This window comes from Kineococcus siccus (assembly GCF_009906795.1).
Classification (GTDB): Bacteria; Actinomycetota; Actinomycetes; order Actinomycetales; family Kineococcaceae; genus Kineococcus; species Kineococcus siccus.
In genome coordinates this window covers 38,460-62,940 of sequence record NZ_JAAALN010000002.1, presented here as the reverse complement: position 1 = coordinate 62,940, position 24,481 = coordinate 38,460, and the positions used below count along the sequence as shown (strand labels likewise).

Below are 24,481 nucleotides of genomic sequence, written 5' to 3'. Positions count from 1 at the left end.
GTCAGTCCACCTCCTCGACGGTGACCAGGTGGGCCACCGTGTTCGCCATGCCGCGGAACTCGGGCTTGTCGTCCTTGACGACGCTCTGCCCGATCTTGTGCAGCCCGAGGCTGCGCAGCGTGTTCCGCTGGTTCTGCTTGCCGCCGATGCCCGACTTGACCTGGGTCACCTTGATCCTGCCCATCAGGCACCCACCCCCGCGGCACGGGCGCGCAGCATCGCGGCCGGGGCCACGTGCTCCACGGTCAGGCCGCGGCGCGCCGCGACCTGCTCCGGGCGCTCGAGGCCCTTGAGGGCCTCGATCGTCGCGTGCACGATGTTGATCGCGTTGTCGCTGCCCAGGGACTTCGACAGGACGTCGTGGATCCCCGCGCACTCGAGCACGGCGCGCACCGGACCACCGGCGATGACGCCGGTACCCGGGGAGGCGGGGCGCAGCATGACCACGCCGGCCGCCTTCTCACCCTGGATGGGGTGCGGGATGGTGCCCTGGATGCGGGGCACCTTGAAGAAGTTCTTCTTGGCCTCCTCGACGCCCTTGGCGATCGCCGCGGGCACCTCCTTGGCCTTGCCGTAGCCGACACCGACGGTGCCGTCGCCGTCGCCCACGACCACGAGGGCCGTGAAGCTGAAGCGACGGCCGCCCTTGACGACCTTGGCCACGCGGTTGATGGTCACGACGCGCTCGACGAAGTTGCTGCGGTCGCCCTGACCGCCGCGGGCGTCACCGCGCCCGCCGTCGCGGCGGCCGCCGTCACGGCCTCCTCGGTCGTTGCCGCCGGCTCCGCCGGCCGCGCCGGTGCCACCGGCGCCTCGGCGCTGGGGTCCAGGCATCAGACGTTCCTCTTCTCTGCTGCGGTCACGGTCGTCGCCCTCACAGGGCCAGTCCGGCTTCGCGGGCGCCGTCGGCGATGGCCGCGACACGTCCCGCGTAGCGGTTGCCGCCGCGGTCGAAGACCACGGCCTCGATGCCGGCCGCCCGGGCGCGCTCGGCCACGAGCTGACCGACCTGCTTGGCCTTCGCCGACTTGTCGTCGGTGGAGCCGCGCAGGTCCGCCTCCATGGTCGAGGCGGACGCCAGCGTGTGGCCGGCCGCGTCGTCGATGACCTGCACGAAGACGTGCCGGGTCGACCGCGTGACGACGAGGCGCGGCCGCACGGCGGTGCCGACGACCTTCTTGCGCACGCGGGTGTGGCGGCGCTTGAGCGACGCGGACTTGCCCTTGGTGGTGCGCTGCGTGGAGAGAGCCATCGTCACTTACCAGCCTTTCCGACCTTGCGGCGGACTACCTCGCCCGCGTACCGCACGCCCTTGCCCTTGTACGGGTCGGGCTTGCGCAGCTTGCGGATGTTGGCGGCGACCTCGCCGACCTGCTGCTTGTCGATCCCCGCCACGGAGAACCGGGTCTGGTTCTCGACGGCCAGCGTGATGCCCTCGGGAGCCGTGACGACCACCGGGTGGCTGAAGCCCAGGGCGAACTCGAGGTCCGAGCCCTTGGCGGCCACGCGGTAACCGGTGCCGACGATCTCGAGGCGCTTGACGTAGCCCTCGGTGACGCCGACGAGCATGTTGTTGATGAGCGTCCGCGTCAGCCCGTGCAGCGAGCGCGACGCGCGCTCGTCGTCGGGACGCACCACCCGGAGGACGCCGTCCTCCGGCCGCTCGACCGTGATCGGGTCGGCGACGGTGTGCGCGAGCGTGCCCTTGGGGCCCGTGACCGTGACGGTGGAGCCGTCGATGGTCACGTCCACGCCGGCGGGGACGGGGATCGGAAGTCGACCGATGCGCGACATGAGTCCTCCTCCCTCACCAGACGTAGGCGAGGACTTCCCCACCCACGCCCTTCTTGTTGGCCTGCTTGTCGGTCAGCAGCCCCGAGGACGTGGACAGGATCGCCACGCCCAGGCCACCGAGCACGCGCGGCAGGTTGGTCGACTTCGCGTAGACCCGGAGGCCGGGCTTCGACACGCGGCGCAGGCCGGCGATCGAGCGCTCGCGGTTCGGGCCGAACTTCAGGTTCATCGTCAGCTTCTTGCCGACCTCGGCGTCCTCGACGGTCCAGGAGGCGATGTAGCCCTCGGCCTGGAGGATCTCCGCGATGTGCGACTTCAGCTTGCTGTACGGCATGGAGACCGTGTCGTGGTACGCCGAGTTGGCGTTGCGCAGACGGGTCAGCATGTCCGCGATGGGGTCGGTCATCGTCATCGGGCTCGTCCGCCCTTCCTCACCGGGGTTTCCAGACCACGGGACGTGGTCCGGACCTGCGGCGTCGTCGTGTACAGAGAGGTCACCAGCTGCTCTTCGTCACGCCGGGCAGCTCGCCGGCGTGCGCCATCTCGCGGACGCAGATCCGGCACAGGCCGAACTTGCGGAACACCGCGTGCGGTCGCCCGCAGCGCTGGCAGCGGGTGTAGCTGCGCACCGCGAACTTCGGCTTGCGCGCAGCCTTCATGATCAGAGCGGTCTTCGCCACGGTCAGTTCTCCTTGAAGGGGAAGCCCAGCGCGCGGAGCAGCGCACGGCCCTCCTCGTCGGTCTTCGCCGTCGTCACGACGGTGATGTCCATGCCCCGGACCCGGTCGATGCGGTCCTGGTCGATCTCGTGGAACATGGACTGCTCGTTGAGACCGAAGGTGTAGTTGCCGTTGCCGTCGAACTGCTTCGGCGAGAGACCGCGGAAGTCGCGGATGCGCGGCAGCGCGAGCGACACGAGGCGGTCGACGAACTCCCACATGCGGTCGCCGCGCAGCGTGGTGTGCGCACCGATCGGCATGCCCTCGCGGAGCTTGAACTGCGCGATGGACTTGCGGGCCTTGGTCACCTGGGGCTTCTGCCCCGTGATGACGGTCAGGTCGCGGATCGCGCCGTCGATCAGCTTGGAGTCGCGCGCAGCCTCGCCGACACCCATGTTCACCACGACTTTGACCAGGCCGGGGATCTGCATGACGTTGCCGTACTCGAACTGCGTCTGCAGCGCGCTCTTGATCTCGTCCCGGTAGCGCTGCTTCAGACGAGGCAGCGGGCGGGCGGTGGTGGTCTCAGTCGTCATCAGATGTCCTTGCCGGAACGCTTGGCGACGCGGATCCGCTGGGTCTTCTGACGACCGTCGCGCTCCACGGACTCGGTGCGGATGCCGACGCGGGTCGGCTTGCCCGTCTCCGGGTCGACGAGCTGGACGTTGCTGATGTGCAGCGGGGCCTCGCGGACCTCGATGCCACCGGCGACGCCCGGACGCGCCTTCGTGTGGCGCTTCATCTGGTTGACGCCCTCGACGAGGACGCGCTCGGTGTCGGCGAAGACCTCCAGGACCTTGCCCTGCTTGCCCAGGTCGGAGGTCTTGGTGCCGTCCTCGTTGCGACGACCACGCACGCGCGTGATCACCTGCACGAGGTCACCCTTCTTGATCCTGATCTTCCCCATGGTCAGAGCACCTCCGGAGCCAGCGAGATGATCCGCATGAACTTCTTGTCGCGCAGCTCGCGGCCGACCGGCCCGAAGATGCGCGTACCCCGCGGGTCCCCGTCAGCCCGGAGGATGACGGCCGCGTTCTCGTCGAAGCGGATGTAGGAACCGTCGGCGCGCCGACGCTCCTTCTTGGTGCGGACGATGACCGCCTTGACGACGTCGCCCTTCTTGACGTTGCCACCGGGGATCGCGTCCTTGACCGTGGCCACGATCACGTCACCGATGCCTGCGTAGCGGCGGCCGGAGCCGCCGAGCACGCGGATGCAAAGGATCTCCTTGGCACCCGTGTTGTCGGCGACCTTGAGCCGCGACTCCTGCTGGATCACTCTCTACTCCTTCGTCGCGCCGGTTCTCGCCGTGCGGTCTGGCCGGACGGCGAGCCTGGCGGAACGGACATGGACTCGTCTCGGGCGTCCCCGGCCGCAGCCGGGGCGCCTGAGGTCACTTGGCGCGCTCGAGGACCTCGACCACGCGCCAGCGCTTGGTCGCGGACAGCGGCCGGGTCTCGGCGATGAGGACGAGGTCGCCCACACCCGCCGACGAGACCTCGTCGTGCGCCTTGACCTTGGTGGTGCGGCGGATGACCTTCGCGTAGAGGGGGTGCTTGACGCGGTCCTCCACCTCCACGACGACGGTCTTCTGCATCTTGTCGCTGACGACGTAGCCGCGACGCGTCTTGCGCTGCCCGCGGTCGGTCGTCGTCTCGGGGCTCTGCTCGCTCACTCAGCAGCCTCCTTCGTGATCGGCGCCTCGGTGATGCCGAGCTCGCGCTCACGCATCGTCGTGTAGATGCGGGAGATGTCCCGCTTGACGGCGCGGAGCCGGCTGTTGTTCTCCAGCTGACCGGTCGCCGACTGGAAGCGCAGGTTGAAGAGCTCTTCCTTCGCCTTCTTGAGCTCCTCGACCAGCTTCGCGTCCTCGAACTCGCGCAGCTCGTCCGGGCCGAGGCCCTTGGTCCCGACGGACATCACGCCTCACCGCCTTCACGACGCACGATCTTGCACTTGACCGGCAGCTTGTGGATGGCGCGGGTGAGCGCCTCCGAAGCGGTCTTCTCGTTGGGGAACGACAGCTCGAACATGACGCGTCCGGGCTTGATGTTCGCGATCCACCACTCCGGCGAGCCCTTGCCGGAACCCATGCGGGTCTCGGCGGGCTTCTTGGTGAGCGGCCGGTCCGGGTAGATGTTGATCCAGACCTTGCCGCCACGACGGATGTGGCGGGTGATGGCGATACGAGCGGACTCGATCTGGCGGTTGGTGACGTAGCCACCCTCCACCGCCATGATCCCGTACTCGCCGAACGTCACGCGGGTGCCGCCGGAAGCCGCACCACGCCGCGTGGGGTGGTGCTGCTTGCGGTGCTTGACTCGCCGTGGGATGAGCACGACTCAGGCCTCCGTTCCGTTCGAGCCCTTGCCGGTGACCGGCTGGGCAGCCGCCTCACCGGTGGGCGCGGCAGCGCCGGCCGCGGCCTCGGCCACGGGCGCGCTGGTCTCGGTGGGACGACGCCGGGGGGCACCGGCGCGCTCGGGTCGGTCACCGCGCTCAGGGCGCCGGGGCGCGCGCGGGGCGGCCGCCTGCGACTGGGCGAGCTCACGGCTGGTGACGTCGCCGTGGTAGATCCAGACCTTCACGCCGATGCGGCCGAAGGTCGTCTTGGCCTCGTAGAAGCCGTAGTCGATGTTCGCGCGCAGCGTGTGCAGCGGCACACGGCCCTCGCGGTAGAACTCCGAGCGGCTCATCTCCGCGCCACCGAGACGGCCGGAGCACTGGACCCGGATGCCCTTGGCGCCCGAGCGCAGCGACGTCTGCATCCCCTTGCGCATCGCGCGGCGGAACGAGACGCGGCTCGCGAGCTGCTCGGCGATGCCCTGGGCCACCAGCTGCGAGTCCACCTCGGGGTTCTTCACCTCGAGGATGTTCAGCTGCACCTGCTTGCCGGTGAGCTTCTCGAGCTCCCCGCGGATGCGGTCGGCCTCCGCGCCGCGACGGCCGATGACGATGCCCGGCCGGGCGGTGTGGATGTCGACGCGCACGCGGTCGCGCGTCCGCTCGATCTCGACCTTGGAGATGCCGGCCCGCTCCATGCCCTTGGACATGAGGCGACGGATCGCGACGTCTTCCTTCACGTAGTCGGCGTAGCGCTGACCCGACTTCGTCGAGTCCGCGAACCACCGGCTCTTGTGGTCGGTGGTGATGCCCAGTCGGAACCCGTGCGGGTTGACCTTCTGTCCCACTAGCGGGTCCTCCTCGTCTTCTTGGCGCCCGGAACCGCGGGCGCGACGACCACGGTGATGTGGCTCGTGCGCTTCAGGATGCGTCCCGCCCGACCCTGGGCGCGGGGACGGAAGCGCTTCATCGTCGGCCCCTCGTCCACGGAGATGCTCTGCACGACGAGGTCGTTCGGGTCGAACGCCTCAGAGTGCTTGTCGGCGAGGAACCGCGCGTTGGCGATCGCGCTCTCGACGAGCTTCAGCACCGGCTCGGCGGCCGCCTGGGGGGCGAACGAGAGCACGGCGACGGCCTCGTTGGCCTTCTTGCCCCGGATCAGGTCGACGACTCGGCGCGCCTTCTGGGGCGTGACGCGGAGGTACCGCGTCTGCGCCTTGGCTTCCATCCCTGTCCTGCCTTCTGGTCTCAGTCTCGTGACTGGCGTTCGATCACTTGCTCGGGCTGACGTGCGTGCCGACTCGGTGGTCAGCGACGACGCCCCTTGCGGTCGTCCTTCTCGTGACCGCGGAACGTGCGCGTGGGCGCGAACTCGCCGAGCTTGTGCCCCACCATCGCCTCGGTGACGAAGACGGGGACGTGCTTGCGGCCGTCGTGCACCGCGAACGTGTGGCCCAGGAAGTCCGGCGTGATGACCGAACGGCGGGACCAGGTCCGGATGACGGTGTGGGTGCCCGCTTCGTTCTGGACGTCCACCTTCTTCTGAAGGTGGTCGTCGACGAAGGGGCCCTTCTTCAGGCTGCGAGGCATGGTGATCAGACTCCCTATCGGCGCTTCTTGCCGGCGCGGCGGCGACGGACGATGAGCTTGTCGCTCTCCTTGCCCGGACGCCGCGTGCGGCCCTCAGGCTGGCCCCAGGGGCTCACGGGGTGGCGACCACCGGACGTCTTGCCCTCACCGCCACCGTGCGGGTGGTCGATCGGGTTCATCGCGACACCGCGGACGGTCGGGCGCTTGCCCTTCCAGCGCATCCGCCCGGCCTTGCCCCAGTTGATGTTGGACTGCTCGGCGTTGCCGACCTCGCCGACGGTGGCGCGGCAGCGCACGTCGACGTTGCGGATCTCGCCCGAGGGCAGGCGCAGCTGCGCGAAGCCGCCCTCGCGGGCGACCAGCTGGACGCTGGCGCCGGCCGAGCGCGCCATCTTCGCGCCGCCGCCGGGGCGGAGCTCGACGGCGTGGATCACGGTGCCGACCGGGATGTTGCGCAGCGGCAGGTTGTTGCCGGGCTTGATGTCCGCGGACGGGCCGTTCTCGATCTGGTCGCCCTGCTTCAGGCGGGTCGGCGCGATGATGTAGCGCTTCTCGCCGTCCACGTAGTGCAGCAGCGCGATGCGCGCGGTGCGGTTCGGGTCGTACTCGATGTGCGCGACCTTGGCCGGCACGCCGTCCTTGTCGTGGCGACGGAAGTCGATGATCCGGTAGGCGCGCTTGTGGCCGCCACCGATGTGGCGGGTCGTGATCCGGCCGGTCGAGTTGCGGCCGCCGGTCTTCGACAAGGGGCGGACGAGCGACTTCTCAGGCTCGGACCGCGTCACCTCGACGAAGTCGGCGACGCTCGAGCCACGGCGGCCCGGAGTCGTCGGCTTGTACTTGCGGATTCCCATGGTGCGTCAGTCCTCGGGTTCGATGGTGGTCTGCGACGGTCGCCGGTCAGGCGGCCGAGCCGCCGAAGATGTCGATCGTGCCCTCGCGCAACGTCACGATGGCCCGCTTGGTGTCCTTGCGCTTGCCGATCCCGTTCCGCGTGCGCCGGGTCTTGCCCTGGCGGTTGGCGGTGTTCACGGACGAGACCTTCACGCCGAAGACCTTCTCGACGGCGATCTTGATCTCGGTCTTGTTCGCGCCGGGGTCGACGATGAACGTGTACTTGCCCTCGTCGATGAGCCCGTAGCTCTTCTCCGAGACGACCGGCGCGATGAGGATGTCGCGCGGGTCCTTCTGCGTGCCGCCGATGGCGCTCACAGGGTGCTCCCTTCCGACTCCGAGGCCACCGCGGTCGCCGACCGGAGGGGACCCGCCACGAACGCGTCGAGCGCGTCGCGGGTGAACACGACGTCGTCGGACACCATGACGTCGTAGGTGTTGAGCTGGTCGGCCACGAGGACGTGGACGCCGGCGATGTTGCGCAGGCTCTTCTCGGCCACCTCGTCGCCGCGGCGGACGACGACGAGCACGTGCTTGCGCCCGCTGATGGTGGCGATGAGGTTCGACGCCGTGCGCGTGGAGGGCACGTCACCCAGGGCCAGGCCCTCGACGACGTGCACCCGGTCGTGGTTGACCCGGTCGGAGAGCGCCCCGCGCAGAGCCGCGGCGATCATCTTCTTGGGCGTGCGCTGCGAGTAGTCGCGCGGCTTGGGGCCGTGCACCACGCCACCACCGGTGAACTGCGGCGCGCGCAGCGAACCCTGGCGGGCGCGGCCGGTGCCCTTCTGCTTGTACGGCTTCTTGCCGCCACCGCGGACCTCGCCGCGGCGCTTGACCGCGTGCGTGCCCTGGCGGGCGGCGGCGAGCTGCGCCGTCACGACCTGGTGGATCAGGGGCACGTTGACCTGGCGGCCGAAGTGCTCGGCCGGCAGCTCGACGGTGCCGTTGGTCCCGCCGTCGGCGGTCCGCAGCGGCACGGTGATGGGCTCGGTGGCCTCGATCGTCGTGGTCATCTGCTCAGGCCTCCTTCGTGCGCGCCTTGGACGCGTTCTTGACGAGGACCACGCCGCCGCGGGGGCCGGGGACCGCGCCCGTGATGAGCAGCAGACCCTTCTCCGCGTCGATCGCGTGGACCGTCAGGTTCTGGGTGGTCTGGCGGGCCCCGCCCATGCGGCCGGCCATGCGCATGCCCTTGAACACGCGACCGGGCGTCGCGCAGCCACCGATCGAACCGGGCTTGCGGTGGTTGCGGTGCGCACCGTGGGAGGCGCCGACGCCGTGGAAGCCGTGGCGCTTCATGACGCCCGCGAAGCCCTTGCCCTTGGTGGTGCCGACGACGTCGACGGTCTCACCGGCGGTGAACACCTCGACGGTGACCTCCTGGCCGGCGGTGTACTGCCCGGCGTCGGACGTGCGCAGCTCGACCAGGTGGCGGCGCGGCGCGACGCCGGCCTTGTCGAAGTGCCCGGTCGAGGGCTTGTTCGCCTTGCGCGGGTCGACGACCTGGGCGGCCAGCTGCACGGCCTCGTAGCCGTCGGTGGACGCGGTGCGGACCTGGGTCACGACGTTGGGCTCGACGCGGACCACCGTCACGGGCACGAGGCGGTTGGCCTCGTCCCACAACTGGGTCATGCCGAGCTTGGTGCCGAGCACCCCTCGCTGTTGCCTGTCGCTCATCGTCTGCAGTCCCTCAGAGCTTGATCTCGATGTCGACACCCGCGGGGAGGTCGAGTCGCATGAGCGAGTCGACCGTCTTCGGCGTGGGGTCGATGATGTCGATGAGGCGCTTGTGCGTGCGCATCTCGAAGTGCTCGCGGCTGTCCTTGTACTTGTGCGGCGAGCGGATCACGCAGTAGACGTTCTTCTCCGTCGGCAGCGGCACAGGCCCGGCGACCGAAGCGCCGGTACGGGTCACCGTGTCGACGATCTTGCGCGCCGAGCTGTCGATGACCTCGTGGTCGTAGGCCTTGAGCCGGATGCGGATCTTCTGTCCCGCCATGGCGTCGTCTGACTCTCTCTCTTCGTCCCGCTACTGACTCGCGAGCGGCGCGGAGCCTCGGGGCTCCGACCCCCGAGGTCGGGCGTGTCGTTCCCTCGCGCAGAGGACTGCGCGGTTCCCGACCCAGCCCCACCCCCGGTGCCCGGTGTGGTCCTGTCCTGTTCAGGTCTCCCTGCCGGCCCGCAAGGCCCTGCTCCCGCAGGACCCCGGTGAACCGTCCGCCGCCCGTTCGAGACGTTCGACGTTCGCGGCTGCCCGCCCCCTCCGGCGTCCTGCGCGTCGCCCCGGGGGGCAGCGCGAACACCTGACGTGAGCACAGCAGCGCCGACCATTCTGGCAGACGCACCGTCGGTACGTCGAATCGCCGTCCTCGGGCCCCGCCGGACGCTCCAGGCGCCCGGCTGGCCCGGTGCCCCGTGCGGCTGCACGGCCGCCGGATCCCGGTGCGACGCAGCAGGAGTGGGCGCCCCGGGGGCGCCTCGTCCTGGTGCCTCACCACGCGAACAGGGCCCCACCGCGGACGGTGGGGCCCTGCGCACGCGGCGACCGGCCCGCCGGAGCGGACCGGATCAGCTCACTTGAGGATCTTCGTGACCCGACCGGCGCCGACGGTGCGGCCACCCTCGCGGATCGCGAACTTCAGGCCCTCTTCCATGGCGATCGGCTGGATGAGGTCGACCTTCATCTCCGTGTTGTCGCCGGGCATGACCATCTCGGTGCCCTCGGGCAGCGAGACGACGCCGGTGACGTCGGTCGTCCGGAAGTAGAACTGCGGACGGTAGTTGTTGTAGAACGGCGTGTGGCGGCCACCCTCGTCCTTGGACAGGATGTACGACTGCGCCTCGAACTCGGTGTGCGGCGTGATCGAGCCGGGCTTGCACACGACCTGACCGCGCTCGACGTCCTCGCGCTTGAGACCGCGCAGGAGCAGCCCGACGTTCTCGCCGGCCTGGCCCTCGTCGAGGAGCTTGCGGAACATCTCCACGCCGGTGACGGTCGTCTTCTGGTTCTTCTCGCGGATGCCGACGATCTCGACCTCCTCGTTGACCTTGAGGATGCCTCGCTCGATGCGCCCGGTCACGACGGTGCCGCGGCCGGTGATCGTGAAGACGTCCTCGATCGGCATGAGGAAGGGCTGGTCGACCGCACGCACGGGCTCCGGGATCGCGGTGTCGACCGCGTCCATGAGCTCGAGGAGCTTGGCGCCCCACTCGGCGTCGCCCTCGAGGGCCTTCAGCGCCGAGACGCGCACGACCGGCAGGTCGTCGCCCGGGAACTCGTAGCTGGAGAGCAGCTCACGAACTTCCATCTCGACGAGCTCGAGGAGCTCCTCGTCCTCGACCATGTCGGCCTTGTTCAGCGCGACCACGATGTAGGGGACGCCGACCTGGCGGGCCAGGATGACGTGCTCCTTCGTCTGCGGCATGGGGCCGTCGGTCGCCGCGACCACGAGGATGGCGCCGTCCATCTGCGCCGCACCCGTGATCATGTTCTTGATGTAGTCGGCGTGACCAGGGCAGTCCACGTGCGCGTAGTGGCGCGACTCGGTCTGGTACTCGACGTGCGCGATGGAGATGGTGATGCCGCGCTGACGCTCTTCGGGCGCCTTGTCGATCTGGTCGAACGCCGACGCCGCGTTGAGGGTCGGGTACTTGTCGTGCAGCACCCGGGTGATGGCCGCCGTCAGCGTCGTCTTCCCGTGGTCGATGTGACCAATGGTGCCGATGTTGACGTGCGGCTTAGTCCGCTCGAACTTCGCCTTCGCCACTGGGTGTCCTCCTCGGACTCATAGCTTCTTCCCCGACCCGGTGGATCGGGTGGGTGGGTGTCCGGCCCACCGTGTGGTGGCCCAGATGGTGTTCGCCGTGCCCTGCCGAGGTTCTTACTCCCCGCGGACCTTCTTGACGATCTCCTCCGACACGTTCCGCGGAACCTCCGCGTAGGAGTCGAACTGCATGCTGTAGACCGCCCGGCCCTGGGTCTTGGACCGGAGGTCCCCGACGTAGCCGAACATCTCCGACAGCGGCACGGTCGCCTTGACCAGCTTGGCCCCGCTGACGTCCTCCATGGACTGGATCTGCCCGCGGCGGGAGTTCAGGTCGCCGATGACTTCACCCATGTAGGACTCGGGGGTGCGGACCTCGACGGCCATGACCGGCTCCAGCAGGACCGGGTCCGCGCGCTTGACGGCCTCCTTGAGGACCATCGAGCCCGCGATCTTGAACGCCATCTCGGAGGAGTCGACGTCGTGCGCCGCACCGTCGAGAAGGCTGGCCCGGATGCCGACCAGCGGGTAGCCCGCCACGACGCCCAGCTGCATGGCGTCCTGGATGCCGGCGTCCACGCTGGGGATGTACTCCCGCGGGACGCGGCCACCGGTGACCTTGTTGTTGAACTCGTAGAACTCCCCGTCAGAGGTGTCCATGGGCTCGATGGTCACCTGGACCTTGGCGTACTGGCCCGACCCACCGGTCTGCTTCTTGTGGGTGTAGTCCATCTTCTCCACCGCGCGACGGATGGTCTCGCGGTAGGCGACCTGCGGCTTGCCGACGTTGGCCTCGACCTTGTACTCGCGGCGCATGCGGTCGACGAGGATGTCGAGGTGGAGCTCGCCCATCCCCTTGATGATGGTCTGGCCGGTCTCCTGGTCGAGCTCGACCTGGAAGGTCGGGTCCTCCTCCGCCAGGCGCTGGATCGCGGTGCCCAGCTTCTCCTGGTCGCCCTTCGTCTTCGGCTCGATGGCCACCGAGATGACGGGCTCCGGGAAGGTCATCGACTCCAGGACGACCTGCTGCACGGGGTCGCACAGCGTGTCCCCGGTGGTCGTGTCCTTGAGGCCGATCATCGCGTAGATGTGGCCCGCACGAGCCTCGTCGACCGGGTTCTCCTTGTTGGAGTGCATCTGGAAGAGCTTCCCGATGCGCTCCTTCTTGCCCTTGGTCGAGTTCACGACGCCCGAGCCGGCGGCGACGCGACCGGAGTACACCCGGACGTAGGTCAGCTTGCCGAAGAACGGGTGCGCGGCGACCTTGAAGGCGAGACCGGAGAACGGCTCGGTCGAGTCGGGGCGGCGGATGATCTCCACCGTCTCGTCGCCGACCTTGTGCCCGACCATGGGCTTCACGTCGAGCGGCGAGGGCAGGTAGTCGATCACGGCGTCGAGCATGGGCTGGACGCCCTTGTTCTTGAACGCCGAGCCGCAGAAGATCGGGTAGAGCTCGGAGTTGACGGTGAGCGTGCGGACGCCGGCCTTGATCTCCTCCGGCGTCAGCTCCTCGCCACCGAGGTACTTCTCCAGCAGCGTCTCGTCGGCCTCGGCGACCCGCTCGACCAGGGCGCTGCGGTACTCCGCGGCCTGCTCGGCCAGGTCGGCCGGGATCTCCTCGATGGTGTAGTCCGCACCCATCTGCACGTCACCGCGCCAGGTCAGCGCGCGCATGTAGACGAGGTCGATGACCCCGGTGAAGGAGTTCTCCGCGCCGATCGGCAGCTGCATGACCAGCGGCTCGGCGCCGAGGCGCTCCTTGATCGTCTTGACGGTGAAGAAGAAGTCCGCGCCGAGCTTGTCCATCTTGTTGACGAAGCAGATGCGGGGGACGTCGTACTTGTCCGCCTGCCGCCACACCGTCTCGGACTGGGGCTCGACGCCCTCCTTGCCGTCGAAGACGGCGACCGCACCGTCCAGCACGCGCAGGGACCGCTCGACCTCGACCGTGAAGTCGACGTGGCCGGGCGTGTCGATGATGTTGATCTGGTTGTTCTCCCAGAAGCACGTCGTCGCGGCGGACGTGATGGTGATGCCGCGCTCCTGCTCCTGCTCCATCCAGTCCATCGTCGCCGCGCCGTCGTGGACCTCGCCGATCTTGTAGTTGATCCCCGTGTAGAAGAGGATCCGCTCCGTCGTCGTGGTCTTGCCGGCGTCGATGTGGGCCATGATGCCGATGTTGCGGACCTTGGTCAGGTCCGTCAGCACGTCCTGTGCCACGGTTTACTGCCTCTTCCCTGGGATCGAGGGGGTGAGTCGGCGAGGTGCGGACGCCGCCGGGGTCACCAGCGGTAGTGCGCGAAGGCCCGGTTCGACTCGGCCATCTTGTGGGTGTCCTCGCGGCGCTTCACCGCGGCACCGAGGCCGTTGGACGCGTCGAGGATCTCGTTGAGCAGGCGCTCGGTCATCGTCTTCTCGCGACGCTGCCGGGAGTAGCCGACGAGCCAGCGCAGCGCGAGCGTCGTGGAACGGCTCGGGCGGACCTCGATCGGCACCTGGTAGGTCGAGCCGCCGACGCGGCGGGAGCGGACCTCGAGGGCCGGCTTGACGTTGTCGAGCGCGCGCTTCAGGACCACGACGGGGTCGCCGCCGGTCTTGTCGCGAGCACCTTCGAGCGCGCCGTACACGATGCTCTCCGCGACCGACTTCTTGCCGTCGAGGAGGATCTTGTTGACGAGCTGCGTCACCAGCGGGGACTGGTAGACGGGGTCCACCACGAGGGGACGCTTGGGTGCGGGGCCCTTGCGGGGCATCAGCTCTTCTCCTTCTTCGCGCCGTAGCGGCTGCGCGCCTGCTTGCGGTTCTTGACACCCTGCGTGTCGAGCGAACCGCGGACGATCTTGTACCGGACCCCGGGGAGGTCCTTCACACGTCCGCCGCGGACCAGGACCATCGAGTGCTCCTGGAGGTTGTGGCCGACGCCCGGGATGTAGGCCGTGACCTCGATGCCGCTCGTGAGCTTCACGCGCGCCACCTTGCGGAGCGCGGAGTTCGGCTTCTTCGGCGTCGTGGTGTACACGCGGGTGCAGACACCGCGGCGCTGGGGGCTGCCCTTGAGAGCGGGGGTCTTGGTCTTGACGACCTTGTCCTCCCGGCCCTTGCGGACCAGCTGCTGGATGGTGGGCACCCTGTCTCCGTAATCCGTTCGATCTGGTGTGTCGGCCTGCGCTGCTCGTCGTGAGCCGGCGCTACACGCTTGTGCCGACCCACGAGGTCGGGCGTGTCGTTCAAGGTGAGGGCCCTCACGTCGACGTCCTGTCGACTGCGTGCGGGCACACTCATGTCAAGCGGACACGAATCTACCCGCTGGGCTGGGGAGGGTCAAAACGGCTCGTGGCCACCCTCTCCCCCACCGCGGCACCGCCCGTCCCCCGCACGCAGCGGGGGACGGGCGGTGCCGGAGGGCGTCAGCGGTAGTCGCTGTTGCCGTAGTCGAACTCCTCGAGCGGGACGGCCTGACCGCTACCGACCCCGAACTGGGCGTAGTCGACGTCGTCGTAGCCGGGCACCGCGTACATCTGCGCCTTGGCCTCCTCGGTCGGCTCGACCCGGACGTTGCGGTAGCGCGGGAGCCCCGTGCCGGCCGGGATGAGCTTGCCGATGATGACGTTCTCCTTGAGCCCGAGCAGCGGGTCGCTCTTGCCCTCCATCGCGGCGTTCGTCAGCACCCGCGTCGTCTCCTGGAAGGAGGCCGCGGACAGCCACGAGTCCGTCGCGAGCGACGCCTTCGTGATGCCCATCAGCTCCGGACGGCCGGAGGACGGCTGGCCGCCCTCCGCCATGACCCGGCGGTTCTCCTCCTCGAAGCGCGCGCGCTCGACGAGCTCGCCCGGCAGCATCTCGGCGTCGTTCTGCTCGATGATCGTGACGCGCTTGAGCATCTGCCGGACGATGACCTCGATGTGCTTGTCGTGGATCGACACGCCCTGCGAGCGGTAGACCTCCTGGACCTCGTCGACGAGGTGCATCTGCACCCGACGCGGCCCGAGGATGCGCAGCACCTGCTTGGGGTCGATGGCCCCCTGCACGAGCTTCTGGCCGACCTCGACGTGCGAGCCCTCCTCGACGAGCAGCCGGTGGCGCTTGGTCACCGGGTACGCGATCTCCTCGGACCCGTCGTCGGGCGTGACGACCAGGCGGCGGCCCTTGTCGGTGTCCTCGATGGACACGCGACCGGGGACCTCCGAGATGGGCGCGTTGCCCTTGGGGGTCCGCGCCTCGAAGAGCTCGACCACGCGCGGCAGGCCGTGCGTGATGTCCCCCGACTCCGACGCGGCACCACCGGTGTGGAAGGTGCGCATCGTCAGCTGGGTGCCGGGCTCGCCGATCGACTGGGCCGCGACGATGCCGACGGCCTCGCCGATGTCCACGAGCTTGCCGCTGGCCAGCGAGCGCCCGTAGCAGAGGGCGCACGTGCCGACCTTCGACTCGCAGGTGAGGACGGAGCGCACCTTGATGCTCTCCACCCCGCGCTCGACGAGGTCGTCGATGACGACGTCACCGAGGTCCGCACCGGCCGCGAGCACGACGTCGCCGTCGACCTCCACGTCCGAGGCGAGCACGCGGGCGTAGACGCTCGTCTCGACGTCGTCGTGACGGCGCAGCGAGCCGTCGGCCCCGCGCACCGCGATGGGCATCGCGAGACCGCGCGAGGTGCCGCAGTCCTCCTCGCGCACGATGACGTCCTGCGACACGTCGACGAGGCGCCGGGTGAGGTACCCGGAGTCCGCCGTGCGCAGCGCGGTGTCGGCGAGGCCCTTGCGGGCACCGTGCGTGGTGATGAAGAACTCCAGCACCGTCAGGCCCTCGCGGAAGCTGGCCTTCACGGGGCGCGGGATGATCTCGCCCTTCGGGTTGGCCATCAGACCGCGCATGCCGGCGAGCTGACGCATCTGCATCCAGTTGCCTCGCGCCCCCGACGACACCATCCGGTGGATGGTGTTGTGCGTGGGCATCGCGGCCTCGAGGTCGCGGGCGACCTCGTTGGTGGCCTGGGTCCAGATCTCGATGAGCTCCTGGCGACGCTCGTCGTCGGTGATCAGGCCCCGCTCGTACTGCTGCTGGACCTTCTCGGCCTTGGCCTCGAACACCTCGAGGATGGCGAGCTTGTTCGGCGGCGTGACGACGTCGGAGATCGCGACCGTGGTGCCCGAGCGGGTGGCCCAGTGGAAGCCGGCCTCCTTCAGGGCGTCCAGCGTCGCGGCCACCTGGACCTTGGGGTAGCGCTCGGCCAGGTCGTTGACGATCGTCGACAGGCGCTTCTTGTCCACGACGGCGTCGACGAACTCGTAGTCCACGGGCAGCGTCTCGTTGAAGAGCGCGCGGCCCAGCGTGGTCTCGACGAGCAGGTCGGAGCCCTCGGTCCAGCCCTCGGGCAGCTTGCCGTCGGCGGCCCACGCGTGGCCGGGGACGACACCCGAGAGGCGGATGCGGACCCGCGCGTTGAGGTTCAGCTGACGCGCGTCGAACGCCATGATCGCCTCGGCGAGCGAGGAGAAGGTGCGCCCGGCGCCCAGCACGTCCTCGCGCTCGGCGGTGAGGTGGTAGATGCCGATGATCATGTCCTGGGTGGGCATGGTCACCGGGCGACCGTCCGCCGGCTTGAGGATGTTGTTGCTGGACAGCATGAGGATGCGGGCCTCGGCCTGCGCCTCCGCGGACAGCGGCACGTGCACGGCCATCTGGTCGCCGTCGAAGTCCGCGTTGAACGCGGTGCAGACGAGCGGGTGGATCTGGATGGCCTTGCCCTCGACCAGCTGGGGCTCGAAGGCCTGGATGCCGAGGCGGTGCAGCGTGGGCGCGCGGTTGAGCAGCACGGGGTGCTCGGTGATGACCTCGGACAGGACGTCCCAGACCACCGGGCGGGCGCGCTCGACCATGCGCTTGGCGCTCTTGATGTTCTGCGCGTGGCTGAGGTCGACGAGCCGCTTCATGACGAAGGGCTTGAAGAGCTCCAGCGCCATCTGCTTGGGCAGGCCGCACTGGTGCAGCTTCAGCTGCGGGCCGACGACGATGACCGAGCGGCCCGAGTAGTCGACGCGCTTGCCGAGCAGGTTCTGGCGGAACCGGCCCTGCTTGCCCTTGAGCATATCGGACAGCGACTTCAGGGGCCGGTTGCCCGGACCCGTGACGGGGCGACCGCGGCGGCCGTTGTCGAACAGCGCGTCGACGGCCTCCTGCAGCATCCGCTTCTCGTTGTTGACGATGATCTCGGGCGCACCCAGGTCCAGCAGCCGCTTCAGCCGGTTGTTGCGGTTGATGACGCGGCGGTACAGGTCGTTCAGGTCCGAGGTCGCGAAGCGGCCGCCGTCCAGCTGCACCATCGGGCGCAGGTCCGGCGGGATGACCGGCACGCAGTCCAGGACCATGCCCTCGGGCGAGTTGCGCGTCGTCAGGAACGCCGAGACGACCTTGAGCCGCTTCAGCGCGCGCGTCTTGCGCTGCCCCTTGCCCGTCGCGATGATCTCGCGCAGGTTCTCGGCCTCGGCCTCCAGGTCGAAGCTCTGCAGGCGCTTCTGCAGGGCCGCAGCGCCCATCCCGCCCTCGAAGTACATGCCGAAGCGCTCGCGCATGGCGCGGTAGAGCACCTCGTCACCCTCGAGGTCCTGGACCTTGAGGTTGCGGAAGCGGTCCCACACCGTGGCCAGGCGGTCGATCTCGGCGTCGGCGCGACGGCGGATCTGCGCCATCTCGCGCTCGGCCGACTCGCGCACCTTGCGGCGCACGTCCGACTTCGCACCCTCGGCCTCGAGCTCGGCCAGGTCGTTCTCGAGCGTCTTGGCGCGCGTGTCCACGTCGTTGTCGCGACGGTTCTCCACCTCGCGCTTCTCGACCTCGATCTGCGCCTCGAGCGAGGAGAAGTCGCGCTGGCGACCCTCGTCGTCGACCCACGTGATCATGTAGGCGGCGAAGTAGATGACCTTCTCGAGGTCCTTCGGCGCCAGGTCGAGCAGGTAGCCCAGACGGCTCGGGACACCCTTGAAGTACCAGATGTGCGTGACGGGAGCGGCCAGCTCGATGTGGCCCATCCGCTCACGACGCACCTTGGCGCGCGTGACCTCCACGCCGCAGCGCTCGCAGATGATGCCCTTGAAGCGGACGCGCTTGTACTTGCCGCAGTAGCACTCCCAGTCCCGGGTCGGACCGAAGATCTTCTCGCAGAAGAGCCCGTCCTTCTCCGGCTTGAGCGTGCGGTAGTTGATGGTCTCCGGCTTCTTGACCTCACCGTGCGACCACGTGCGGATGTCCTCCGCCGTGGCCAGGCCGATGCGTAGCTCGTCGAAGAAGTTGACGTCGAGCAACGTGATCTTCTTTCTGTCGTGTGCTGAGAGGTCTGACATTCCGTGGAACCCGCCCGGGACGTCCCGGGGGCTCCGTTGGCCGGCGGTGCGGGCCGCAGGTGCGCTTCACCTGCGGCCCACGCCCGTCAGACCTCTTCGACGCTGCTCGGCTCGCGCCGAGCCAAGTCGATGCCCAGCTCCTCGGCCGCCCGGAAGACGTCCTCGTCGCTGTCGCGCATCTCGATGGCCATGCCGTCGGAGGAGAGGACCTCCACGTTCAGGCACAGCGACTGCATCTCCTTGATGAGCACCTTGAAGGACTCGGGGATGCCGGGCTCGGGGATGTTCTCGCCCTTGACGATGGCCTCGTAGACCTTCACCCGGCCGAGGACGTCGTCGGACTTGATCGTCAGGAGCTCCTGCAGGGCGTAGGCGGCGCCGTACGCCTCCAGGGCCCAGACCTCCATCTCGCCGAAGCGCTGTCCGCCGAACTGCGCCTTACCACCCAGCGGCTGCTGCGTGATCATCGAGTACGGACCCGTGGAGCGCGCGTGGATCTTGTCGTCGACGAGGTGGTGCAGCTTCAGGATGTACATGTAGCCGACCGAGACGGGGTCGGGGAACGGCTCGCCGGAGCGGCCGTCGAACAGCCGCGCCTTGCCGTCGCCCTTGACCAGCCGCTCACCGTCGCGGGTGGGCGTGGTCGAGGACAGCAGCCCGGTGATCTCCTCCTCGCGCGCACCGTCGAAGACGGGCGAGGCGATGCGGGAACCGCCGGGAGCGCTGCGGATCTCCTCCGGGATGAGCGTCGCCCAGTCGGGCTCGCCCTCGATCTCCCAGCCCTGCTGCGCGACCCACCCGAGGTGGAGCTCGAGCACCTGGCCGACGTTCATCCGGCTCGGGACGCCGAGCGGGTTGAGGATGATGTCGACCGGGGTCCCGTCCTCGAGGAACGGCATGTCCTCGACCGGGAGGATCTTGGAGATGACGCCCTTGTTGCCGTGGCGGCCGGCCAGCTTGTCGCCGTCGGTGATCTTGCGCTTGTTCGCCACGTAGACGCGGACCAGCTGGTTCACGCCCGGGGGCAGCTCGTCGCCCTCGTCGCGGTCGAAGACCTTGACGCCGATGACCGTGCCGGTCTCGCCGTGGGGCACCTTCAGCGACGTGTCGCGGACCTCGCGGGCCTTCTCGCCGAAGATGGCGCGCAGCAGGCGCTCCTCGGGGGTGAGCTCGGTCTCGCCCTTGGGCGTGACCTTGCCGACGAGCAGGTCGCCGTCGCGGACCTCGGCACCGATGCGGATGATGCCGCGCTCGTCGAGGTCGGCGAGCACCTCCTCCGCGACGTTGGGGATGTCGCGGGTGATCTCCTCCGGCCCCAGCTTGGTGTCGCGCGCGTCGACCTCGTGCTCCTCGATGTGGATGGAGGAGAGGACGTCGTCCTGCACGATGCGCTGCGACAGGATGATCGCGTCTTCGTAGTTGTGGCCCTCCCACGGCATGAACGCCACGAGGAGGTTGCGGCCCAGGGCCATCTCGCCACCGTCGGTGGACGGGCCGTCGGCCAGGACCGTGCCGACCTCGATGCGGTCCCCGTCGTTGACCACGACGCGCTGGTTGTACGCGGTGCCGTGGTTGGAGCGGCGGAACTTCGCGACCCGGTAGGTCGAGGAGGTCCCGTCGTCGTTGCTGACCGTCACGAGGTCCGCGGAGACCTCCGTGGCGACGCCGGCCTTCTCGGCCACGATCACGTCACCCGCGTCGACGGCCGCGCGGAACTCCATGCCGGTGCCGATGAGCGGCGCCTCGGTGCGGACCAGCGGCACCGCCTGGCGCTGCATGTTCGAGCCCATGAGCGCGCGGTTGGCGTCGTCGTGCTCGAGGAAGGGGATCATCGCGGTGGCGACGGAGACCATCTGCCGCGCGGCGACGTCCATGTAGTCGACCTCGGAGCGCTGCACGAACTCCGTCTCGCCGCCCTTGGCCCGCACGAGCACGCGGGCCTCGGCGAAGCCGCCCTCGGCGTCCAGCGGGGCGTTCGCCTGCGCGATGACGAAGGCGTCCTCCTCGTCGGCCGTGAGGTAGTCGACGTCGTCGGACACCTTGCCGTCGACGACCTTGCGGTACGGCGTCTCGATGAAGCCGAACGGGTTGATGCGCCCGTAGGAGGACAGCGAGCCGATCAGGCCGATGTTCGGGCCTTCGGGCGTCTCGATCGGGCACATGCGGCCGTAGTGCGACGGGTGGACGTCGCGGACCTCCATGCCGGCGCGCTCGCGCGACAGACCGCCCGGCCCGAGCGCCGACAGACGGCGCTTGTGGGTCAAGCCCGCGAGCGGGTTGGTCTGGTCCATGAACTGCGACAGCTGGCTCGTCCCGAAGAACTCCTTGATGGAGGCCACGACGGGGCGGATGTTGATCAGCGTCTGCGGCGTGATGGCCTCGACGTCCTGGGTCGTCATGCGCTCGCGCACGACGCGCTCCATCCGCGACAGGCCGGTGCGGACCTGGTTCTGGATGAGCTCGCCGACGCTGCGCAGGCGGCGGTTGCCGAAGTGGTCGATGTCGTCGACCTCGACGCGGACGTCGATCGGCTGGCCGTTCTTGACGCCCGGCATCGTGACCTCGCCGGCGTGCAGCTTGACGAGGAACTTGATCGTCGAGGCGATGTCGTCCACCGACAGCACGCTGTTGGCCAGCGGCTGCTCCTGACCCAGCTTCTTGTTCACCTTGTAGCGGCCGACCTTGGCGAGGTCGTAGCGCTTGGGGTTGAAGTACAGGTTGTCGAGCAGGTTGCGCGCGGCCTCCTGGGTCGGCGGCTCACCCGGGCGCAGCTTGCGGTAGATGTCCAGCAGCGCGTCCTCGACGCCCGCCGTGTGGTCCTTCTCCAGCGTGGAGATCATCGACTCGTAGTCGGTGAACTCCTCGCGGATCTGGGCCTCGCTCCAGCCGAGGGCCTTGAGCAGGACCGTGACCGACTGCTTGCGCTTGCGGTCGATGCGCACGCCGACCGTGTCGCGCTTGTCGATCTCGAACTCCAGCCACGCACCGCGCGACGGGATGATCTTGGCGGTCCACGTGTCGCGGTCCGACGTCTTGTCCGGGACGCGCTCGAAGTAGATGCCGGGCGAGCGGACGAGCTGCGAGACGACGACGCGCTCGGTGCCGTTGATGACGAAGGTGCCGCGCTCGGTCATGAGCGGGAAGTCACCCATGAAGACGGTCTGGCTCTTGATCTCGCCGGTCGTCGTGTTCATGAACTCGGCGGTGACGAAGAGGGGCGCGGCGTAGGTGAGGTCGCGCTCCTTGCAGTCCTCGAGCGTGTACTTCGCCGGCTCGAAGCGGTGGTCGCGGAACGACAGCGACATGGAGCCCGAGAAGTCCTCGATCGGGGAGATCTCCTCGAAGATCTCCTCCAGACCCGAGGTCATGGGGACGTCGAGCCCACCCGAGCGGGAGGCCTCGACGCGGTCCTGCCACCGCTTGTTGCCGAGCAGCCAGTCGAAGCTGTCGGTCTGGAGCGCGAGCAGGTCGGGGACCTCAAGAGGCTCCCGGATCTTGCCGAAGGAGTACCGACCGGAGACGGTGCGAGCGGAGTTGCCTGGTGCGGACGCTGTGCGCGAGGCGGCCAAGAGGGGTCCTTCCACGGGCCTGCGAACGTGACGTGCACTACCCGGTCCCACTCGGACGTCCCACTGGTCGACATCCGGTCATATGACGCTGGGCAGCGCAAAACAGCAGGGTACCCCACGAGGGCAGGACTGTCCAAGCCCCCCTCCCGGCGGAGCACCGGACGCCCTCCGGCGCCGGCCCCCCCGGTGCGACGACGGTGTCGCGGGGAACCACGGCGGATCGACAGCCGGTGATGAGGATGTCCCCCGCGGCCCGCCGCGTCAAGGGACCGGGCCGCGGCTGTGGACGGCGTGTCGCCCGGGTGGCCCCCCGGACGCGCGCAGGGGCGGCCGGGCCGCAGCCCGACCGCCCCTGGCGGAGCTCCGCAGCCCTCAGGCCGCGGAGCGGGGTGTCACTTGAGGGTGACGGTGGCGCCGGCGGCCTCAAGCTGCGCCTTGGCCTTCTCGGCGACGTCCTTGGCGACCTTCTCCAGGACGGGCTTGGGGGCGCCGTCGACGAGGTCCTTGGCCTCCTTCAGGCCGAGGCTCGTGAGCGCGCGCACCTCCTTGATGACGCCGATCTTCTTCTCGCCGGCGGCCTCGAGGACGACGTCGAACTCGGACTGCTCCTCGACCTCGGCGGCCGGGGCGCCGCCGCCGGGGACGCCGGCGACGGCCACGGGGGCGGCCGCGGTGACGTCGAAGGTCTCCTCGAACTTCTTCACGAACTCCGACAGCTCGATGAGCGTGAGCTCCTTGAACGCGTCGAGCAGGTCGTCGGTGCTGAGCTTCGCCATGGTGGGCGGTCCTTCCTCGTCAGGGGTGCGTCTGGGTGGTGCGGGGGGTGGTGCTGTCAGCTGGGCGGGCGCTCACGCGTCCGCGGTCTCCTCGGCGACGGCCGGCTCGGCGGCCTCCGCGGGCGCCTCGGCGGCCGCGGGAGCACCCTCGGCCACCTTCTCCCGCAACGCGTCCACGGTGCGGACGGTCTTGGACAGGGGCGCCTGGAAGAGCGCTGCCGCCTTGGACTGGGTGGCCTTGAGGACACCCGCGACCTTGGAGAGCAGCACCTCGCGGGACTCGAGGTCCGCGAGCGCGGCCACGTCGGCGGCGCTGATCGCGCGACCGTCGAGGAGACCGCTCTTGACGACCAGCTGGGGGTTGGCCTTGGCGAAGTCGCGCAGGCCCTTGGCCGCCTCGACCGGGTCACCGGTCACGAAGGCGATCGCGGTGGGGCCGGAGAGCTGCCCCTCGAAGGCCGAGACTCCGGCCTCCTTCGCCGCGATGCTGGCGAGCGTGTTCTTCACCACCGCGTAGGTCGTCTCGCGACCCAGCGATCGACGCAGCTCGGTGATCTGCGCGACGGTCAGACCCCGGTACTCGGTGAGCACCGCAGCGTTGGAACCGGTGAACAGCGCCGTGATCTCCTTGACGGCAGCTGCCCTGTCAGCCCGTGCCATGGGCCCTCCTCTCACTCATCGGGGGATCCGGTCGGGGCCCGGACGCACGAGACGCCCCGGCGCAGGTGCGCGGGGGCGTCGGGCCGGACCTCGGAGAGGACGGCTGGAGCTCTGCTCACCTGCGCAGGTCGCCCGCGTGCACGGGACCTTCTGCTGCCGACGTCCAGAGGACTGCGGCAGCGACCGGCGGTCTTCGGTGGCACCAGTCTACACGCGCGCGCAGGCCCCCCCGGACGCGACGAGGGCGGGACCGCGGCTGCGGTCCCGCCCCGGTCGGCGAGCGGTGCGGCGTCCTCAGACGGTCGCGGGGTCCTCGGCCAGGTTCTTCACCAGCGTCGGGTCCACGGGGATGCCCGGGCCCATCGTCGTGGTGACGGTGGCCTTCTTGAGGTAGCGGCCCTTCGACGCGGACGGCTTGAGCCGCAGCACCTCGTCCAGCGCCGCGGCGTAGTTCTCGACCAGCTGGCGGTCGTCGAAGCTCGCCTTGCCGATGACGAAGTGCAGGTTGGCGTGCTTGTCGGTGCGGAACTCGATCTTCCCGCCCTTGATCTCGGTCACGGCCTTGGCGACGTCCATCGTCACCGTGCCCGTCTTCGGGTTCGGCATGAGACCGCGGGGCCCCAGCACCTTGCCCAGGCGGCCGACCTTGCCCATGAGGTCCGGCGTCGCGACGGCGGCGTCGAAGTCCAGGCGGCCCTTGGCGACCTCGTCGATGAGCTCGTCGCCGCCGACGATGTCGGCGCCGGCGGCCTCGGCCTGCGCGGCGCGGTCACCGGTCGCGAAGACCAGCACGCGGGCGGTCTTGCCGGTGCCGTGCGGCAGGTTGACGGTGCCGCGGACCATCTGGTCCGCCTTGCGCGGGTCCACGCCGAGGCGGAAGGCGACCTCGACGGTGGCGTCGTACTTCGTCGTGGAGGTCTCGCGGGCGAGCTTCACGGCGTCGAGGGGGGCGTAGAGGGCGTCGCCGTCGATCTTCTCGGCGGCGGCGCGGTAGGCCTTGCTGCGCTTCACTTCTGCTCCTGGGGGGGTGAG

Annotated in this window: 28 protein-coding genes and 1 pseudogene; all 29 read right to left on the bottom strand. The window is 69.3% G+C overall.

The annotated features are described in order from the left end of the window. Nucleotide 1 precedes the first annotated feature (1 nt). Entirely contained in the window at nt 2–184 is a 183-nt protein-coding gene (gene rpmD / locus GTR02_RS00770; protein WP_166605555.1) for a 50S ribosomal protein L30, read from the bottom strand. Continuing rightward, a complete protein-coding gene (gene rpsE, locus GTR02_RS00765; protein WP_166605554.1) occupies nt 184–834 on the bottom strand; it encodes a 30S ribosomal protein S5 in 651 nt (216 codons plus the stop codon). The genes rpmD and rpsE overlap by 1 nt, the downstream gene beginning before the upstream one ends. A 40-nt stretch (nt 835–874) precedes the next feature. Next, entirely contained in the window at nt 875–1,252 is a 378-nt protein-coding gene (rplR, locus tag GTR02_RS00760) for a 50S ribosomal protein L18 (RefSeq protein ID WP_166605582.1), read from the bottom strand. 2 nt (nt 1,253–1,254) lie between these two features. Beyond that, nucleotides 1,255–1,794 (bottom strand): 50S ribosomal protein L6, encoded by a 540-nt coding sequence (rplF, locus tag GTR02_RS00755; protein WP_166605553.1) that lies wholly within the window; start codon nt 1,792–1,794, stop codon nt 1,255–1,257. Between the two features lie 13 nt (nt 1,795–1,807). Beyond that, complete coding sequence (rpsH, locus tag GTR02_RS00750; RefSeq protein ID WP_166605552.1) at nt 1,808–2,206, bottom strand: 30S ribosomal protein S8; 399 nt, start codon at nt 2,204–2,206, stop codon at nt 1,808–1,810. A gap of 82 nt (nt 2,207–2,288) precedes the next feature. Beyond that, nucleotides 2,289–2,474 carry a type Z 30S ribosomal protein S14 gene (locus tag GTR02_RS00745; protein ID WP_166605551.1) on the bottom strand — a complete coding sequence of 62 codons (186 nt, stop codon included), beginning with the start codon at nt 2,472–2,474 and terminating at the stop codon, nt 2,289–2,291. A 2-nt stretch (nt 2,475–2,476) separates the two neighbouring features. Further along, on the bottom strand, nt 2,477–3,049 hold the full coding sequence (gene rplE / locus GTR02_RS00740) for a 50S ribosomal protein L5 (protein ID WP_240894806.1): 573 nt from the start codon (nt 3,047–3,049) through the stop codon (nt 2,477–2,479). Then, nucleotides 3,049–3,420 carry a 50S ribosomal protein L24 gene (rplX, locus tag GTR02_RS00735; RefSeq protein ID WP_166605550.1) on the bottom strand — a complete coding sequence of 124 codons (372 nt, stop codon included), beginning with the start codon at nt 3,418–3,420 and terminating at the stop codon, nt 3,049–3,051. The genes rplE and rplX overlap by 1 nt, the downstream gene beginning before the upstream one ends. A 2-nt stretch (nt 3,421–3,422) precedes the next feature. Then, the gene (gene rplN / locus GTR02_RS00730) at nt 3,423–3,791 is read right to left on the bottom strand and encodes a 50S ribosomal protein L14 (RefSeq protein ID WP_166605549.1); all 369 of its coding nucleotides are present in this window, start codon (nt 3,789–3,791) and stop codon (nt 3,423–3,425) included. Between the two features lie 115 nt (nt 3,792–3,906). Then, the gene (gene rpsQ, locus GTR02_RS00725; protein WP_166605548.1) at nt 3,907–4,188 is read right to left on the bottom strand and encodes a 30S ribosomal protein S17; all 282 of its coding nucleotides are present in this window, start codon (nt 4,186–4,188) and stop codon (nt 3,907–3,909) included. A 2-nt stretch (nt 4,189–4,190) separates the two neighbouring features. Next, nucleotides 4,191–4,433 (bottom strand): annotated as a pseudogene (gene rpmC, locus GTR02_RS00720) (50S ribosomal protein L29); the annotation flags it as partial. Beyond that, nucleotides 4,433–4,852, bottom strand: coding sequence for a 50S ribosomal protein L16 (gene rplP, locus GTR02_RS00715; RefSeq protein ID WP_166605547.1), 420 nt, complete (start codon nt 4,850–4,852; stop codon nt 4,433–4,435). The gene rplP and the pseudogene rpmC, both read right to left, overlap by 1 nt. Before the next feature lie 3 nt (nt 4,853–4,855). Beyond that, nucleotides 4,856–5,704 (bottom strand): 30S ribosomal protein S3, encoded by an 849-nt coding sequence (gene rpsC, locus GTR02_RS00710; protein ID WP_166605546.1) that lies wholly within the window; start codon nt 5,702–5,704, stop codon nt 4,856–4,858. Next, on the bottom strand, nt 5,704–6,084 hold the full coding sequence (gene rplV / locus GTR02_RS00705; RefSeq protein ID WP_166605545.1) for a 50S ribosomal protein L22: 381 nt from the start codon (nt 6,082–6,084) through the stop codon (nt 5,704–5,706). The genes rpsC and rplV overlap by 1 nt, the downstream gene beginning before the upstream one ends. A gap of 80 nt (nt 6,085–6,164) precedes the next feature. Beyond that, entirely contained in the window at nt 6,165–6,446 is a 282-nt protein-coding gene (gene rpsS / locus GTR02_RS00700) for a 30S ribosomal protein S19 (protein ID WP_166605544.1), read from the bottom strand. A 14-nt stretch (nt 6,447–6,460) separates the two neighbouring features. Then, the gene (gene rplB, locus GTR02_RS00695) at nt 6,461–7,300 is read right to left on the bottom strand and encodes a 50S ribosomal protein L2 (RefSeq protein WP_166605543.1); all 840 of its coding nucleotides are present in this window, start codon (nt 7,298–7,300) and stop codon (nt 6,461–6,463) included. Nucleotides 7,301–7,346: 46 nt separating this feature from the next. Beyond that, entirely contained in the window at nt 7,347–7,658 is a 312-nt protein-coding gene (gene rplW / locus GTR02_RS00690) for a 50S ribosomal protein L23 (protein ID WP_420814666.1), read from the bottom strand. Continuing rightward, the gene (gene rplD, locus GTR02_RS00685; protein WP_166605542.1) at nt 7,655–8,353 is read right to left on the bottom strand and encodes a 50S ribosomal protein L4; all 699 of its coding nucleotides are present in this window, start codon (nt 8,351–8,353) and stop codon (nt 7,655–7,657) included. Before rplD ends, rplW begins: the two co-directional genes overlap by 4 nt. 4 nt (nt 8,354–8,357) lie before the next feature. Then, a complete protein-coding gene (gene rplC, locus GTR02_RS00680) occupies nt 8,358–9,017 on the bottom strand; it encodes a 50S ribosomal protein L3 (protein WP_205708371.1) in 660 nt (219 codons plus the stop codon). Nucleotides 9,018–9,030: 13 nt separating this feature from the next. Continuing rightward, nucleotides 9,031–9,339 (bottom strand): 30S ribosomal protein S10, encoded by a 309-nt coding sequence (rpsJ, locus tag GTR02_RS00675; protein WP_012084982.1) that lies wholly within the window; start codon nt 9,337–9,339, stop codon nt 9,031–9,033. A 574-nt stretch (nt 9,340–9,913) separates the two neighbouring features. Beyond that, on the bottom strand, nt 9,914–11,107 hold the full coding sequence (tuf, locus tag GTR02_RS00670; RefSeq protein WP_166605541.1) for an elongation factor Tu: 1,194 nt from the start codon (nt 11,105–11,107) through the stop codon (nt 9,914–9,916). Between the two features lie 114 nt (nt 11,108–11,221). Further along, the gene (fusA, locus tag GTR02_RS00665; protein WP_166605540.1) at nt 11,222–13,324 is read right to left on the bottom strand and encodes an elongation factor G; all 2,103 of its coding nucleotides are present in this window, start codon (nt 13,322–13,324) and stop codon (nt 11,222–11,224) included. A 62-nt stretch (nt 13,325–13,386) separates the two neighbouring features. After that, on the bottom strand, nt 13,387–13,857 hold the full coding sequence (gene rpsG, locus GTR02_RS00660) for a 30S ribosomal protein S7 (RefSeq protein WP_166605539.1): 471 nt from the start codon (nt 13,855–13,857) through the stop codon (nt 13,387–13,389). After that, nucleotides 13,857–14,231 (bottom strand): 30S ribosomal protein S12, encoded by a 375-nt coding sequence (gene rpsL / locus GTR02_RS00655; RefSeq protein ID WP_012084987.1) that lies wholly within the window; start codon nt 14,229–14,231, stop codon nt 13,857–13,859. The genes rpsG and rpsL overlap by 1 nt, the downstream gene beginning before the upstream one ends. Before the next feature lie 280 nt (nt 14,232–14,511). Then, nucleotides 14,512–18,405: a DNA-directed RNA polymerase subunit beta' gene (locus tag GTR02_RS00650; protein ID WP_166605538.1), complete on the bottom strand. Its 3,894-nt coding sequence runs from the start codon at nt 18,403–18,405 to the stop codon at nt 14,512–14,514. A 125-nt stretch (nt 18,406–18,530) separates the two neighbouring features. Next, complete coding sequence (gene rpoB / locus GTR02_RS00645) at nt 18,531–22,013, bottom strand: DNA-directed RNA polymerase subunit beta (protein WP_166605577.1); 3,483 nt, start codon at nt 22,011–22,013, stop codon at nt 18,531–18,533. 392 nt (nt 22,014–22,405) lie between these two features. After that, entirely contained in the window at nt 22,406–22,789 is a 384-nt protein-coding gene (gene rplL, locus GTR02_RS00640; protein ID WP_166605537.1) for a 50S ribosomal protein L7/L12, read from the bottom strand. Between the two features lie 72 nt (nt 22,790–22,861). Beyond that, the gene (rplJ, locus tag GTR02_RS00635; RefSeq protein WP_166605536.1) at nt 22,862–23,449 is read right to left on the bottom strand and encodes a 50S ribosomal protein L10; all 588 of its coding nucleotides are present in this window, start codon (nt 23,447–23,449) and stop codon (nt 22,862–22,864) included. Nucleotides 23,450–23,743: 294 nt separating this feature from the next. Beyond that, nucleotides 23,744–24,460 carry a 50S ribosomal protein L1 gene (rplA, locus tag GTR02_RS00630; RefSeq protein ID WP_166605535.1) on the bottom strand — a complete coding sequence of 239 codons (717 nt, stop codon included), beginning with the start codon at nt 24,458–24,460 and terminating at the stop codon, nt 23,744–23,746. Between the last annotated feature and the right edge of the window lie 21 nt (nt 24,461–24,481).

What these genes read in the sequence shown, in the direction of transcription:
- rplB (WP_166605543.1), bottom strand. Translation starts at nt 7,300, where the DNA reads ATGGGAATCCGCAAGTACAAGCCGACGACTCCGGGCCGCCGTGGCTCG.
- rpmD (WP_166605555.1), bottom strand. Translation starts at nt 184, where the DNA reads ATGGGCAGGATCAAGGTGACCCAGGTCAAGTCGGGCATCGGCGGCAAG.
- rplR (WP_166605582.1), bottom strand. Translation starts at nt 1,252, where the DNA reads ATGGCTCTCTCCACGCAGCGCACCACCAAGGGCAAGTCCGCGTCGCTC.
- rplD (WP_166605542.1), bottom strand. Translation starts at nt 8,353, where the DNA reads ATGACCACGACGATCGAGGCCACCGAGCCCATCACCGTGCCGCTGCGG.
- rplJ (WP_166605536.1), bottom strand. Translation starts at nt 23,449, where the DNA reads ATGGCACGGGCTGACAGGGCAGCTGCCGTCAAGGAGATCACGGCGCTG.
- rplC (WP_205708371.1), bottom strand. Translation starts at nt 9,017, where the DNA reads ATGAGCGACAGGCAACAGCGAGGGGTGCTCGGCACCAAGCTCGGCATG.
- rpsS (WP_166605544.1), bottom strand. Translation starts at nt 6,446, where the DNA reads ATGCCTCGCAGCCTGAAGAAGGGCCCCTTCGTCGACGACCACCTTCAG.
- rplF (WP_166605553.1), bottom strand. Translation starts at nt 1,794, where the DNA reads ATGTCGCGCATCGGTCGACTTCCGATCCCCGTCCCCGCCGGCGTGGAC.
- rplL (WP_166605537.1), bottom strand. Translation starts at nt 22,789, where the DNA reads ATGGCGAAGCTCAGCACCGACGACCTGCTCGACGCGTTCAAGGAGCTC.
- rpsJ (WP_012084982.1), bottom strand. Translation starts at nt 9,339, where the DNA reads ATGGCGGGACAGAAGATCCGCATCCGGCTCAAGGCCTACGACCACGAG.
- rplV (WP_166605545.1), bottom strand. Translation starts at nt 6,084, where the DNA reads ATGGAAGCCAAGGCGCAGACGCGGTACCTCCGCGTCACGCCCCAGAAG.
- rpsH (WP_166605552.1), bottom strand. Translation starts at nt 2,206, where the DNA reads ATGACGATGACCGACCCCATCGCGGACATGCTGACCCGTCTGCGCAAC.
- rplX (WP_166605550.1), bottom strand. Translation starts at nt 3,420, where the DNA reads ATGGGGAAGATCAGGATCAAGAAGGGTGACCTCGTGCAGGTGATCACG.
- rpsG (WP_166605539.1), bottom strand. Translation starts at nt 13,857, where the DNA reads ATGCCCCGCAAGGGCCCCGCACCCAAGCGTCCCCTCGTGGTGGACCCC.
- rpsE (WP_166605554.1), bottom strand. Translation starts at nt 834, where the DNA reads ATGCCTGGACCCCAGCGCCGAGGCGCCGGTGGCACCGGCGCGGCCGGC.
- rplE (WP_240894806.1), bottom strand. Translation starts at nt 3,049, where the DNA reads ATGACGACTGAGACCACCACCGCCCGCCCGCTGCCTCGTCTGAAGCAG.